The sequence below is a fragment of the Pontibacter sp. HSC-36F09 genome (assembly GCF_024171605.1).
In the GTDB taxonomy this organism is placed as follows: Bacteria; Bacteroidota; Bacteroidia; order Cytophagales; family Hymenobacteraceae; genus Pontibacter.
On record NZ_JALKAA010000002.1, the window covers coordinates 621,763 to 636,907 of the forward strand.

Sequence of the window (15,145 nt, forward strand, 5' to 3'; positions counted from 1 at the left end):
GCATGAAGAAACTCCTGCATTTGATAGGATGGCTCTGCCTGCTCAGTTCTTCCACGTTCGGGCAGGTCCTGACGGTGAAAGACCAGGTGACCCAACAGCGGCTGGAGATGGTGCAGCTCTCAGGTATAAACGTAACACAAACAATTTTTACTGACAGCAAAGGACAGACGGATGTCAGCTCATTTAAAGGGCTGGACAGCTTGGCGGTTCGCCTGATAGGCTATGAACAGAAAGTGTTGTCGTATGAGCAACTTCAGCGACTGGGCTTTCAGCTATACCTGCGCGAAAACAAAATTGCCCTGGCCACCGTGGTCGTTTCGGCCACCCGCTGGCAGCAGGATGCTAAAGAGGTACCGCAGCGCGTTACTTCCATTCGGCCAAAAGACGTACTGCTGCAACAGCCGCAGACGGCCGCCGACATGCTGGGGCAGACAGGGGAGGTGTATATTCAGAAGAGTCAGGGCGGAGGTGGCAGCCCCATGATCCGCGGTTTTGCCACCAACCGGGTGCTGATCGCGGTGGACGGCGTGCGCATGAACACAGCCATCTTCCGGAGCGGCAATTTGCAGAACGTCATCTCGCTCGATCCTTTTGCCACAGAAAAAACAGAAGTGCTTTTTGGTCCGGGCTCCGTCATGTACGGCAGCGATGCGATAGGAGGCGTGATGAACTTCTATACCTTGTCACCCAGGTTTGCGACGGACGCTACACCGCTGGTTAAAGGAAATGCTGCCGTGAGGTGGTCCTCGGCCAACAACGAGAAGACCGGCCACCTGGACCTGCGCTACGGCCTGAAAAAGTGGGCTTTCCTGACCAGCGCTACCTACAGTGATTACGGCGACCTACGCATGGGCTCAAACGGGCCGGATGACTACCTGCGGCGCGAGTATGTGCGTACCCAAAACGGGCACGACGAAGTGATCACCAATCCCGATCCGGAGCGACAGGTATACACCGGCTACGACCAGCTGAACCTGATGCAGAAGATCAGGTATAGGCCGAGCAAGCATTGGGAACTGCAGTATGGCTTCCATTATTCCACCACCTCCAACGTGCCCCGCTACGACCGGCTCACCCTTTACCGCAATGGGACGCTCCGATCTGCGGAGTGGTACTATGGTCCACAGGTATGGGCCATGAACCACCTGCAGGCGACACACCGGGCAAACAATAAACTCTTCGATCAGCTAAACATTGGGCTGGCGCACCAGCTCTTTGAGGAGAGTCGCCACAACCGGGACTTTGGGAAAGCCATCAGGTATAACCGCTACGAAAAAGTGAACGCCTATTCTGCCAACCTCGACTTCGAAAAAGCGCTGGGGCAGCGGCATCACCTGTTCTACGGTCTGGAAACGATCATTAACAAAGTGCACTCCTCCGGCACCGACCAGAATGTCGTTACCGGAACTTCAACGGCCGGGCCCTCACGCTATCCGGATGGCGCCGACTGGAGCTCGCATGCCGCCTTCCTTACCTATCGCTTTAAAGCAGGCGAGAAACTCACAGTGCTTACAGGGGCCAGGTATAACCACATCCTGCTGAATGCTAAGTTTGAGAAGCGTTTCTATAATCTTCCTTTCTCTTCCGCTGAAATCAATACCGGAGCTGTGACCGGGAGCGCCGGATTGGTGTATAGTCCTGCACTTTCCTGGCAGCTGAGCACTAATTTGTCCACCGGTTTCCGTTCTCCGAATGTAGACGATATTGGCAAGATATTCGACTCGGCTCCGGGGCTGGTGGTGGTACCCAATCCGGATCTAAAGCCGGAGTACGCCTACAATGCCGATCTAGGGGCGGCCAAAACGTTTGGGGAGGTGCTAAAGTTGGACGCCACTGTTTTCTATACTTACCTGCAGGATGCGCTGGTGCGGAGAGACTATACCCTGGGCAGCGAGAGCAGCATCGAGTATGAGGGAGAACGCAGCCAGGTGCAGGCAGTTCAGAATGCCGCTTTTGCCAGGGTATGGGGCCTGCAGGCAGGTATAGAACTGAAGCTTCCCGCTGGCTTTGGCCTTGCCGCCAGGCATAATGTGCAGCAAGGCCGCGAGGAGCTCGACAATGGCACAGAAGCACCTTTGCGACATGCCGCCCCCACTTTCGGTACCGCCCGTTTGACCTATACCCGTAACCGTTTCAAGTCAGACCTCTACACTGTGTATAACGGAGCGATCCGGTATAGCCAACTGGCCCCGGAAGAGCAGGACAAAGCTTACCTCTATGCCACTGACCGAAACGGGAACCCCTATAGTCCGGCCTGGGCCACACTCAATCTGAAGGCACTCTACCAACTGACCCAGCACTTGTCGCTAAGTGCAGGTATAGAGAACATCACTGACCAGCGTTACCGGTCGTACTCCTCCGGTATAGCCGCGGCGGGCAGGAACTTTATGCTGTCGGTGCGGGCATCAATATAAAGATGAGCTGAGCTGAATTTACTAAAGAGCAAGACCAATAAGTAGATAGGTTTTATTCATATCAAAGGGTTTAAGATTCAGAAAGAGTAAGGCAATTAGAGGAACGAATATTCGTTTAAAACTGGGTCTATTCTATCCTTGCAATTGTACTGTTAGTCTTTAAATCAGAATTGTAATATCAATCACATTATTCAAACTCAAAAGAATATGTAAAGTCTTTAAAAACCCGTGCATCACTCTATTAATGACTTTTCCCGTAGACTACTTTTGCCTGTTTCCCTCAATGTAGTAAGATTATTCTGTACAGGGGGATTAGGTTCGGTCAAATACACAGCTTCTTTCCGCCAATAATCAGCAAATCCTCTGTTAATCCACATATCGTTGTTTTTAGAACCTTCTAATATATCCGAAAAATAAATTGTTTTAGGTATAGTTGGAAGAGGTGGCACAGGGCATACTTCACAATCAGAGGCTTTCAAACTACTATACCTCAAATTTAGTGTTTTATCATATGCAGCTGCTTTTCCTGAGATTAAATCGACATAGGCAGTAGTTACGTTACTCTCAATCGAAAATATGTTTAAAGCAAAGAGCAGGAAAGCTGCAGTTGGAATAAAAGGAGTTAGTAAGCGCTCATGCTTCAGCATATGGCCATAGGTAGTAATGACTATTTGCAGGAGGTAAAACCAGCCGAAAATAAAAAAGAAGCAAATCACGTTCTCTACTCTAGGGGTAGCCCGCTCACCTGTAGACCACGCAAATACAAAATACATCAGGAAAATAGTTCCTAAAAAATATAAGGAGGCTAGTCGAAGATCAACTGTGAAAAGTCGGTGATTTTTAGCACTGCCTGCTAAAGGAAGACCAATGTAAAGCATGTAGAGTACAGACGCGACTAATACAGGTGCTAACCATCTGTAAAATGTTAGCAATGTTAAGAACACAGAATATATAGTTGACCACCAAAATCTGGATGCATTAGGGTGGTCGTTCATGCGGGCATAATTACCGGGCGCTAGTACAGATACCGAGCATGAAGCGACACAAATGATAAATAGGAATAGCAGATACGGACGAGCATTCTGATTTTTCCAATTCGCCACTAGTATCAAGAATAGTGTCGAAAAAGTTACTATCATCGACATTTCATTTGAGCCAACGATAGCAATGCATAGTAAACTTGTAATTCCTATAAACGTTTTTTTTACGACTACACTATCCGTTTCGAAAAAGGCATATAGTATACATAGCATTAGCAGAACCAGAGTGTTAGGAAACTGGTACGCAGCATAGGTAGTAAAAAAGTAAAAACCTTCTGCAGGACTTGGGTTTACCAACAGATATAGGCTAACAAGTATAGCGGTTAATGAAGCGGCTTTCAGTTTGCCTGCATTGTTGTTGGTGATAAGGTGAGTTAGAAAGTATACCTGTAGGATCAGAAATAAAATCGTCAGGAATGAATAAAATTTATAAAGCTTCAAGGACCCTATTGTCAAGGGATTAATCCTAACGATCGCCGTGCCAAAGTATCTGCCGGACCAATTCATATAAAACTCAACCTGCGATTGGTAAAAGTTGAGGGTTGTATCCCGTATAGCGAAGCTGAAGTCATCAGCTGTTGGATGGGCATACAGAGAAAGAATCAGGAAAGGTAGAATGCTGCAAATACCTAATAGTATAAGCAGAACACGGCCATGAGAATGACTGTTATGCTGAGAGGCTTGTGACATTTTTGATCGCAAATAATCTCGTTAAGTTAAGATTATTTAAATGCTTTTTAAAGCAAATCAATTTGAAGTTAAACTATTTGGTGCATTATTATTACCATTAATCAACAAAGGCAGCTCGTTCGGAACTGCCTTTACTACAAGTATAGCATCTCCAGCCAGATCACTATTGGCACGGCGGCTATTTATGATATTAGTACAACACAATCACCATCTCGCATTTTTCAAGGTCAGGCCCACAGCGGCCAGGCGCTGCCCATCATGGAGGCTTTGAACAGAGCCCCTTAGTCCGAAGGTGAGGTATTGCTTTACCTTTACATCTAGGTTGAGGGCCAGCACATAGCCTGCCTGCAAACCATTTCTGGAGCGCACGTCAGGTTGAAACTCCATGATGCCGCCCTGCCTATTATACTGAACGAAAAGTCCGCGCAATTCCCGCTCGCTGGCATACCTGACTACCGGGCCTATAGCCGGGTAAAGCTGGACAGGGCCAGCATTGATAAACAGGTTATACAATCCTTCAAGCGCTATGCCATTCGACTTCTGAAAGGTCTCGTATCCTGGGGCCCAGCGACGGGTTTGCTCAATGTAAGTTCCGGTGGCCAGTATTTCGAAACCTGAGCGCTTCGAGATATGCGTTTGTATACCACCCATGAACCAGTGGCCAGGTATATCGCCGTTGCCGGCATATACGATGCCGTAGCCAACTTTAGGAGTCCATTTGTCCTGTGTCATAGCGGAGAGGGTGTAGCCGAACAGAAGTGCGAAGAGTAGAAGTTTGATTTTCATAAGTTTGAATTTTAGGTAAGCGTTAGTGATGAAATACAATAACAAGGCATGTATACAATATATAAAATATCATATAATTTTTTATAACAATTTATATGCCAGTAATGGAAAAGCATCAGCCTCAAGTTTACAGAAACAAGAATAAAACAACAAAGGCAGCCCCATTGGAGCTGCCTTTGTTGTTTTAGGTATAGCCGAAGCGAAAACTAGCTTCTGCTTCTTCTTTCAGGAGCTTTCAAAGTAAACTCAGAAGTAGCCTTGGCACCATCGGCTGTCTCTACTTCCACAATGTACTTGCCTGGCTGCAGATAGATTACTTTGTTGTCGGCGGCTGTTACTTTCACCGCTTCCTCACCGTCTTTCTTACTGCCGTTCAGGGCTGTTTCGTAGGCCTTCGCGTTAGCTTCGTCTATTGAGAAGTTGTAAGCCACGTAGTTCAGGCCTCGCTCGTGCTCGTCTTTCAGTTCTTTCAGCAGCTGTCCTTTATCTGTATTGATTCGGATGGTGGCTGTACCAGTCTGCGCTGTGTAATAAGGTATTTCCATCGAAGACTCCGTCGGCTCACCCCAGGCACCCCATGACTGTCCCCAACGTGGGTTGTAGTTGGTAGGCTGGAACGTGAACAGGTGCAGTTTTTGGTTTTGGATCTCCGGCGTCAGTTGCTGCAGGTGCTCCACATTGGCAATATAGATCGAGCGACCGTGCGTACCCACGATCAAATCGTTGTCGCGCGGATGCACCACTACGTCGTGCACCGACACAGCTGGCATACCGTTGCGCATCTGCATAAAGGTTTTGCCTCTGTCAAGTGAAATGTACAGGCCGTGGTCGGTTCCTACATACAGTAGGTCAGGGTTTTTCGGATCTTCTTTCACCACGTTGATGGCTTCGGCAGGCAGGTTAGTGCCCAGGCGCTCCCACTTCTTGCCGTTGTCCTCCGACACGTACAGGTATGGCGTGAAATCGTCCCAACGGTAACCGTTGAGCGAAGCATATACCCGGTTTTCGCTGTGGTTAGAAGCCACTACCGTGGATACCCACATGTGCTGCGGCAATTTCTTGGAAATATTCTCCCAGTTATAACCACCGTCTTTAGACACATGAATAGCGCCGTCATCAGAACCCGTATAGAGCAGGCCGAACTTCAGCGGGGATTCGTCGATGGATGTCAGCGTTCCGAAGCCCACATCACCTTTCAAACCGCCGTTGGTCAGATCGCCGGAAAGCGTCTGCATTTCCTCGCCCTTTTTCATGGAGCGGTGGAATTTGTTGGACCCGAAGTACAGGATGTCCTGGTTGTGGCGGCTCAAATGGATCGGACTCTCCCAGTTAAAGCGGAGTGGAGTTTCGCCCAGTTCATGACTTGGTTTGATGGAAACGCGTTGACCCGTGCGCTTGTCTACGCGGGTGTAGTTGCCGTACTGCGAACCCAGGTATACCGTGTTGTTGTCACGGAAATCTACCTGCACCATCATGCCGTCACCGCCACCAAGGCGCTGGTAAGGGTAGCGGCCGTTCTGGGTCCAGGCGGAGCTGAACTTGTAGTTGCTTGGGCCATACCAGGTACCATTGTCCTGCAGACCGCCATAGATGTTGTATGGTTTCTCCATGTCCACAGCAATGGCATAGAACTGGCCAACGGAAGGGGAGTTGGCGATGGCCCAGGTCTTGCCGTCGTCATAAGTGATGTTCAGGCCGCCGTCGTTGCCGTTGATCACGTAGCCGGGCTTGTCGGGGCTCACCCACAGCGCCTGGTGGTCGGAGTGCACGTTGTCGCCCTCGATGTTTCGGAATGTCTTGCCACCGTCGTCGGAGGTTAGCAGGGGCACACCCAGCAGGTATACCTTATCCGGGTTGTAAGGCGCCACACGCACCACACCAAAGTAGTAACCGTAGCTCGAGTACATGTCATCGATCGGTTTCTCGTGCGTCTTTTTCCAGGACTTGCCGCCATCCACAGAGCGATAAAGCTCAGCGCCCTTCACCGGAGCTTCCGTTGTCACGGCCAGCGGGTCCACAAGGTACTCAGCCAAAGCAGCCGGTTTGATCTTGCCGCTCTTCACATCTGCCTTCACTGTTTTGGCAGTATATTTTGAAGGGAAACGATTGTTGTCGAGGAAGCTGTTCAGGTCTTTGTCGTTCAGAGCCAGGAAAGCCTCCGTCGTCATACCTTTGAACTGCTCTTTCTGCAGCTCGCCCGCTTTAGTTTCCTTCTTCTCTATCGGACGCAGCTCCTGATTATCCAGGAAAGCGTAGATGATGTTCGGGTTGCCAGGGTGAATGTCGAGACCAATACGGCCTACGCCATTAGAAGTCGGGAAACCGCTGCCTTCGGTAGTCACACGCGTCCAGGTGTTGCCACCGTCCGTTGACTTATGGATGCCGGAGGTCTTGCCACCTTCAACGAAATCCCAGGCGCGACGCTCGCGGTGCCACATGGCCGCGTACACATTGTTCGGGTTCTTCGGGTCGATCACCAGGTCAATTGCCCCTGTGTTATCGTCGATGTAGAGCGTCTTTTTCCAGGTCTTGCCACCGTCCGTGGTTTTATAAACGCCACGGTCTTTGTTAGGTGAGTACAAATGGCCTACTGCCGCAACCCAAAGCGTATTCGGGTCGGTTGGGTGAAGTACGATGCGACCGATGTGGTGCGTATCGTCGAGGCCCATGTGCTGCCAGGTCTTGCCGCCGTCGTTGCTCTTGTAAACACCCACGCCGGAGTAGGAGGAACGGCTGGAGTTGCTCTCGCCGGTTCCGATCCAGATCGTTTGGTTGTTGTTCCAATCCACGGCGATGTCGCCGATCGTCATCACGGCTTCGTTGTCGAAGATCGGCTCAAAGGAGATGCCGTTGTTAGTGGTTCGCCAGAGACCGCCCGAGGCGTAAGCCGCGTAGAAATTGGTGGGGTCTTTCGGGTTTACATCCAGGTCGGTGATGCGACCGCTTTGCACAGTGGGGCCTACGTTGCGGAAGGTCACGTTTTTGACCAAGGAGTTCTGGTCGAGTTGCTGACGCTTTTCGGTTGTCTGCAGCCTTTCTTTGGCGGGTGTGGAGGCCGGCTGCTTGGGTGCTTTCTTCTGAGCCTGCACAGCGCCCCCGCTCAGGGCCACCAGCAGCGCGACAGAAAGTATACGCTTTTGCATTGTGTAGATGTAGGTATAGTTTAGAGTAGATTGTTTGAGTTTCTAAAGCTAAGGAATTGTACCGGATTTTGGAAAGGCTTTGTATGCCAGATGAGGGTTAGCGCTCGTTTAATTCTTGTTAACTTGCGTAATACCATCACATGCTGCGCAGTCTGCTATGACTGCCGGGAATTATTAATGACATTCGTATTGGATCATACACTCGATATACTGATCGTGGGCGGTGGCCCCATCGGGCTGGCCTGCGGGCTGGAGGCAAAAAAGACCGGCCTGACCTACCTGATCGTGGAGAAGGGCACGCTGGTGAACTCGCTTTTCAACTATCCCTTGCACATGACCTTCTTCTCCACCTCCGACAGGCTGGAGATCGGCGGCTATCCGTTTCCCTCCATCCACGCCAAGCCAAACCGGAACGAGGCGCTGGAGTACTACCGCCGGGTGGCCGATACAGGTGCCCTGCACCTTAACCTGTTTGAGGAAGTGACGGAGATCGTGCAGCAGGAAGGGCTATACCTGATCAGCACCAGCAAGGCCAGCTACCGGGCAAAGCACGTCATCATCGCGACTGGTTTTTATGATATACCCAACAAACTAGGTATACCTGGTGAGGAGCTTGACAAGGTGCGGCATTACTACTACGACCCGCATTTCTATTACAAACAGAAGGTAGTGGTCATCGGGGCCAACAACTCTTCGGCGGACGTGGCGCTGGAGACCTGGCGCAAAGGAGCGGAAGTGACGATGGTGGTGCGCGACGGCGAGCTGGGGCGTATCAAATACTGGACCAAGCCCGACCTGGAAAACCGCATTGCCGAAGGTTGCATCAAGGCCTATTTCAACTCCCACCTCACCGAGGTGCGGGAAAACGAAGTGGATATCCAGACACCGGAGGGGACAATAACGCTTGCCAATGATTACGTGATGGCCATGACCGGCTACCAGCCCAACTTTGCTTTCCTGGAGAAGGTCGGCGTAAAGCTATCGGATGACGTATACCGGCACCCCTTCCACAATCCCGAAACCATGGAAACTAATCTGCCACGTCTATACCTGGCCGGTGTGGTGTGCGGTGGTATGGAAACGCATGTGTGGTTCATCGAAAACTCCCGGGAGCACGCCGTGAAGATTCTGAAGCATATCGTAGAGGAGCAGATTAAAACATAAAACCCAGCTGCACCGACACGCGCTTGTAAGTGATCTTTTGATCCGTCATGCTGCTGCCCCAGAACGTGCTGGTTTCTGCTTCCTGGGTTTTGTAACCGGTCGCAAAGGTATAGGCGGTGCCATTGCCACTCCTGACGCGGAAGCCCAGTGCCGGATTGAACATCCAGCCGCCCTTCTTTTTCTCATTGTCAGATTCGTGGCTCAGGAAAGCGGAGCCATACCCGGCATCGATGCTATAGATTGGGCTGATGCGTGTGTTAAAAACCTCCCCACGGATACCCAGGGCAAAAGGCGTGATCAGGAGGTTGTTATAAAAATCAAACCCGGTCGTGGCGCCTACAGCCAGGAGCCTGTGCAAGCGGACTCCATTGAAAATCTCCACAGAAGGCGCAGCTACAAAATTGTCTAAATCACCCTGTTTGTTGTTCCCGTACAGGTAGCCAAGCTCCACAGTGCCCATGTAGCGTTTTACAGGCTGTTCTACAGTCTGTGCCATTGTCATTCCGGAAGTGAAAAGAAACAGGTTGATCAGGTATAGAAATTTCATAGGGTGGCGATAGGGAGATTAATGGGATACAGGGAGCTTGCTGAGCAGCTTGATATCTTCCAGGTTACTGTAGTCGTACTGGTACAGGCCATCCTGACCTATCAGCAGCAGGTTGCTACCCATCGGAATGACATCGAACGCATCGTGTTCCTTGAAATGGGAGATCAGGTTGTCGCTCACCTTTAGGTGATCCTTCGCATCAAAAATCTTCAGTCCATACTTGCCTTCACAAAGAAACAGTGTCGAGCGGTCTATACCCAGGCCGTGCGGGTTTTGCATCGGGTAGGTTTTGACAAGCTTCGGGCTACGCGGGTCGCTGATATTGATCACTTCGAGCTGGTTGGTGAAACCGGCACAGGCATTGCCCGAGCGGAGCGTTACCCAAGCCAGGTCGCCCTCCACTACCACCGGGTCGCAGCTGTTGACGTGTGCGTAGGTAGACAGGTGTACCGGACTTGTCGGATTGCTGTTGTCGTAAATGTGCATGCCTGTGGTGGAGCCGATGAACAACTTGTCTTGATAAGGGAAGATCGTTTCGATGCCCCAGCCCAGCCTGATTTTTTCACCCTTTTTCGGATCTGTGGCATTGCTGATATCGAGCACCTGCAGGTCTGAGTTGCTGACAGTATAGAGGTGATTGCCGGAGATAGTAAACCTTGCCATCGAGCCGCCTTTGCCAGCCGAATTGCTAGGCTGCACCACGGAAGCCGAAGCGAAGGCACGTCCGTCTAACGTCATCCAGCCATTGCGCCAACCCAGGCCAGCACTATTGCAGTCGGTACCGGCCGGCTGTGTTAGCTGTGTCTCTACAAACTCAGAAATAAATACCGAGGAGGTGTCATTCACCAGCATCCCAAAATAAGTTGGGAAGACATTCTCAACACGGTTGACCAGCTTAACATCCAGCGGATTGCTGATGTCGAAAGCCACCAGATCGATGTAGTTGTCGGCATACAGAATATTGCCCTTTACTGCCATGTCCAGATTGCCCGGTATGTTGATAAAGCTCAGGAAGCGTGGTGCTGTGGGGTTAGAGTTGTCTACGATGTGGACGCCTTTTTCTATTTCATTGATGAAGAGGTAATGACCCTTTGTATAGATCTTGCCCGGCTCCCGGAGGGTCTGTGCAGGCGCTACCTTCACAGCATTCTGCAGTTCTGCCCGCAGCATGTACACCGGTTCATACACGGTATAGGTGGTGGTCGTTTCACACTCGTCGGCGCAGGAACTCAACAGCATGGCCGGAAGGAAAAGTAACAGGGCGATGGCCTGTTGTAGAACGGGTAGAGGTCCTTTTCTCATAAGGGCTGTTTCTAAATGTGATATAAGATTAGCGGCCTTTGTAATGTGATGTTACACGCCCCTTAACTACAGGACCCCAAAGTATTAGGAATGGTTGTATGGTGCTAAAGAATCTTTTTAAGATCTTTTTTTCCTGCTGGTATTGTTACGGCTGTCGTAGTGGCGGCCGCCGGTACTTTTAGGAGCGCCACCTGGTCTCTTAGTCTTAATGCCAGCACCAAAACTGCTGCCCGTTGACAGGCTTTTGAGTTTATCCACTTCCTCGGCTGTCAGTTCGCGGTACTCGCCGGGTTGCAGCTCGCCCAAACTCAATGGGCCAATGGCGGGCCGGATCAGGCGCAGCGTCGGGAAACCCACAGCGGCCGTCATGCGGCGCACCTGCCGGTTCATACCCTGCGAAATTTTGATCTCCACCCAGCAGGTCGGAATCTCTTTCCGGAAACGGATCGGTTTGGAGCGCTCCCATACCTGCGGGGCCTCTTCGAGTAGAGCGGCTTTGGCGGGAGCGGTTTTCGTGTTTTTGATCATGACGCCGCGGCGCAATTCCTCCAGTGCTTCTTCTGTTGGTATACCATCCACCTGCACCCAATAGGTTTTCTCTATCTTGAACTTCGGGTCAGACAGGCGGTGCTGCAGGGCTTTGTCGTCTGTCAGCAGCACCAATCCCTCGCTGTCGTAGTCCAGGCGACCGACTGGGTAGATATTAGGTATAGGCACAAAATCTTTGAGCGTGGCGCGCCCCGCCTCGTCCGTAAACTGCGTGAGCACTTCGTAAGGCTTGTTGAGGATAAGGTATTTCAAGTTAGAATTTAGTAAGTTCAGAAATTAGAAAGTAGAATTGTAGCGACATTACACCGCAACGTCATGGGGCAGGTTGAAAATAGCTAGTCCATTACAGAGCGTTAACTTGCCCAAAGGCGCACCGATTAAATTTATCAGATTCTGAGAACTATCAATCAACTATCAGCAATTAACAATCCACGCTATACCTGCTCAGGCTGATGAATTTTGAACTGCAGATTCCATGATTGTTTAAGCTGGTCGTATTCAGGGAGGATGATGGAGTAAAGTACGGAGTCTTCGTTGATCCCGTCTACCGCGTAATGCTCCCGGATAACGCCCTCGAGTTGCATGCCGTAATGCTTCAGCAGTTTGATGGAGGGCGTGTTGTAGTCGGCGGCCAGTGCCTCGATGCGGCGCAGGCCCATTTCCTCGAAGCCGTAAGCCAGCACGGGGCCTAATGCCTCTTTCATGTAGCCTTTTTGCTTGTAGCTGTCCTCGAGTAGGGTATAGCCCACCTCCGCGCGACGGTGACTGACGACCCAGGTATGGAAACCGCAGCGACCCATCATGGTGCCAGTGGCTTTCTCCAGTATCCTGAAGTTCTTGAATGAATGGTAATAGGTGGTGAAGCCCTTGCTGAACTTATCTTTCTCCTCTGCCAGTTCCTCCGCCGTTTTTAACCCTAGGTAAGCCTTGATTTCCTCGTCGCTGCATGCGGTGAAAAGGTGGTTGCTTATCTCCGGCGTATACTCACTCAGGTATAGGCGGGCTGTTTCCAGTACGACAGGTTGAGGTGCAGCGGGGCTTTTCATAGTTTTTTAATTTCAAATTTAAGATTCAAAATCAGAATTGAAGCAAGGGTGATTAAAACAAATTAAACAGTAGGCGACAGCATGTTGCCAGCCTTAAAGGCATTTTAATCTTTACGGAATGTAGGTGCGAGCTGCAAGTTCGCACCAGAGGCAATTGCCATTGACACCAGTAAAAGCACTAGCGAAAGGAGAATTCGCATAGCACTGGCTCCACAAGATTGCGAAACGTCAACTCCTGATAGTTTAGCGCAGGCCTAATAACTTCCATTGTACTTCCGCACAAACCACTCGCCGCATACCAGCGCCAGAATCACGAAAAACAACCATTTTAGGTCTACCAGGTCGTTGAGCGACTCAGAACTGTAGATCAGATCCTTGTGCTCGGCCTGCAGAATATCTTGTTCCAATTGTTGCAGTTGGGCAGGGTAATAAAGCTTTGAGCCGGTATTGGTACCGAGCTGGTACAGCAGGTTGTGATCGGCCACAGCATGTAAGGCTTCCAGTTGCCGCTCTTCTACCACAAACTCGCCTTTGTCCTGCTGCAAAGAACCGTTGATGCGGGCCGTAGCCGTGTAGGTATAACGGCCACCCGGCAAGGTGCCAATGTTCACACCCGACTGGTTCTCGCCATTGGCAAAATCAAATGACTTTTCGGCTCCTTCTGTGTCCTGTATTTTGAGGGTGATATTCTGTCCGTAGATCGGTTCCAGGGCTTCGTTGTAGGCCTCGGCTGCGAAGCGGATTTCGTCGGAACTGCTGTATTCGTTCAGTTGCGGGTATACGTTCAGGCGCTTTTTGTTGCGGGGAGCCGTAAGCAGTTGCACCAGGTTGGTGATCAGCTTGTCGTACACGGCGGCATTTTCGTGGGTGGCCGTTTCCGTAAGTCGCCATTGCCAGGTGCCGGATGCCAGCAGAGCGGCGTTGCGTTTGTCGCCCACGGTCTGCACGGTGAGCAGCGGTTTGGTGGTACGCACGCGCCCCACTTGCTGGTACAGCACCGTTTCAGTGTTGGGCGTGAGTTGGTAATCGCCATAAGGTACCGTGGCCGGTGGATATTGCTGCAGACGCTCTGTGGCTTCCTCGGCTACTTTAAAAGTGCTGAAGTTTGGGTTGAATACACTGGTTACTTCGTCGGACTGCCCGGGTGTGTTGATGCGGATGCCCACGTTAAGGCGGTTGAAATTACCGATGTCGCTTTGCGGACCGATGATGTACAAGGCTGGCAAATTCTTTTGGCGCACCAGACTAAGCGCTGCCTCGCCGCCGGCTGTGCGGCCCGGCAACTGGTGTAGCACGGCCACATCGTAGTCCTGCTGCTTAAGTGTAGTCAGGCCAGGTATAAATAGTTCGGTTTCATAGTTCTCGTTCGATTCAATGGCGGCACGCAGTGCCTTGATGTCGGGATGGGGAGACGCGGCGGCCACGAGTACTTTTATCTTGCCTTTCACCACATCGATGTACGCGCTCCGGGAGTTGTTGAGATCCGTAAACTCGCCCTGCTGCGGCAGCACTTCCACCTCGTAGTGGCGCTTGCCCAGACCACTGGCCATCACCTGAAAAGGCACTTGCTGCAGCGGCTGACCGGCTTTGAGGGTAACGGTTTTGCGCTCGATCACCTTCTTGTTCTCCTTCAGCTGCACCGTTACGGACCTGCCATCAAAGCCCTGCTGCTGTAGTTCGGCCTCCAATGGAAAACGGTTACCACTGTAGTTTACCTTGTTGTAGCGCAGCGAAGCCATCACGATGTCTCTCTTCGGCACGGTATCGCCCATGGCTACAGGGTATATGGTATAGTTGAAATTCGCGTAAGTGGGGGAGGTGCCCTGGTTCACGATGCCATCCGAAAGCAGGACGACACCGGCCAGGTTCTGCTGCTCAAAATCAAGCTGCACCTTGTGGAGCAACTCGCTCAGATTGGTAGTCTCCGATTCGTACTGCAATTCACTTAAATTTTGGGGAGCCTCCGCTTCACCTAAAACACGTACCTCGGTCTGTATACCCTGCTCCTGCAGTTTGTTGCGCAGGTTCTGCAACCCCTGCTGCACCTGACGGAGCTGCACCGAGTCGGAAAACAGCGCCACGGACTGCGAATTATCCACTGCAAACACAATGGTAGGCGACTGCGTGCTGCTGGTGACATAGCGCACCATCGGACCAAGCAGCAGGAAACACAGAAAACTCACCACCATGAAGCGAACCGCCGCCAGGGTATAGTTTATATATGCGGACCAGGGTGTACGCTTGCTATAGAGCAGCCAGGCGTAAAGCGCCCCAACAGCCAGGCAGGCCACAATCAGCCAGGGCGAATAAGTCGTTATGAGGCGGAAGGAATCCAAAGAAGTTTAAGTGTTAGAGAGTTTAAGAAGTTGTTCTTCTAAAGAATCGAAAAATCTAAGGATTAAAGATAAAAGAAAAAGACCAATGCTACTAACGTAAACGCTTTAGCATTGGTCTAATATATAAT

At 50.9% G+C, this 15,145-nt stretch carries 10 protein-coding genes; 2 read left to right on the top strand and 8 right to left on the bottom strand.

Going from position 1 to position 15,145, the window contains the following annotated elements; translation table 11 throughout:
- Positions 1–2 precede the first annotated feature (2 nt).
- Positions 3–2,414, top strand: a complete 2,412-nt coding sequence (locus tag L1278_RS08705; RefSeq protein WP_253402921.1) for a TonB-dependent siderophore receptor — start codon at positions 3–5, stop codon at positions 2,412–2,414.
- A 233-nt stretch (positions 2,415–2,647) separates the two neighbouring features.
- On the opposite strand, the gene L1278_RS08710 is transcribed toward L1278_RS08705, so the two are convergent.
- The 3 genes from L1278_RS08710 to L1278_RS08720 all read right to left on the bottom strand — a co-directional run bounded on the left by L1278_RS08710 (position 2,648) and on the right by L1278_RS08720 (position 8,073).
- Positions 2,648–4,144, bottom strand: a complete 1,497-nt coding sequence (locus tag L1278_RS08710; protein ID WP_253402923.1) for a DUF6056 family protein — start codon at positions 4,142–4,144, stop codon at positions 2,648–2,650.
- Between the two features lie 204 nt (positions 4,145–4,348).
- On the bottom strand, positions 4,349–4,930 hold the full coding sequence (locus L1278_RS08715; RefSeq protein WP_253402926.1) for a hypothetical protein: 582 nt from the start codon (positions 4,928–4,930) through the stop codon (positions 4,349–4,351).
- Positions 4,931–5,136: 206 nt separating this feature from the next.
- Entirely contained in the window at positions 5,137–8,073 is a 2,937-nt protein-coding gene (locus L1278_RS08720) for a glycosyl hydrolase (protein ID WP_253402928.1), read from the bottom strand.
- 189 nt (positions 8,074–8,262) lie between these two features.
- On the opposite strand from L1278_RS08720, the gene L1278_RS08725 reads away from it, so the two are divergent.
- A complete protein-coding gene (locus tag L1278_RS08725) occupies positions 8,263–9,237 on the top strand; it encodes a YpdA family putative bacillithiol disulfide reductase (protein WP_253402930.1) in 975 nt (324 codons plus the stop codon).
- On the opposite strand, the gene L1278_RS08730 is transcribed toward L1278_RS08725, so the two are convergent.
- From L1278_RS08730 to L1278_RS08750, 5 genes are all read right to left on the bottom strand, one after another.
- A complete protein-coding gene (locus L1278_RS08730; RefSeq protein ID WP_253402932.1) occupies positions 9,227–9,784 on the bottom strand; it encodes a hypothetical protein in 558 nt (185 codons plus the stop codon). The genes L1278_RS08725 and L1278_RS08730 overlap by 11 nt on opposite strands.
- Positions 9,785–9,802: 18 nt before the next feature.
- Positions 9,803–11,086, bottom strand: a complete 1,284-nt coding sequence (locus L1278_RS08735) for an LVIVD repeat-containing protein (protein ID WP_253402934.1) — start codon at positions 11,084–11,086, stop codon at positions 9,803–9,805.
- A gap of 117 nt (positions 11,087–11,203) precedes the next feature.
- Positions 11,204–11,887 (bottom strand): pseudouridine synthase, encoded by a 684-nt coding sequence (locus tag L1278_RS08740; RefSeq protein WP_253402936.1) that lies wholly within the window; start codon positions 11,885–11,887, stop codon positions 11,204–11,206.
- Positions 11,888–12,069: 182 nt separating this feature from the next.
- The gene (locus L1278_RS08745; RefSeq protein WP_253402938.1) at positions 12,070–12,681 is read right to left on the bottom strand and encodes a GNAT family N-acetyltransferase; all 612 of its coding nucleotides are present in this window, start codon (positions 12,679–12,681) and stop codon (positions 12,070–12,072) included.
- A gap of 254 nt (positions 12,682–12,935) precedes the next feature.
- Positions 12,936–15,017, bottom strand: coding sequence for a VWA domain-containing protein (locus L1278_RS08750; RefSeq protein ID WP_253402940.1), 2,082 nt, complete (start codon positions 15,015–15,017; stop codon positions 12,936–12,938).
- Between the last annotated feature and the right edge of the window lie 128 nt (positions 15,018–15,145).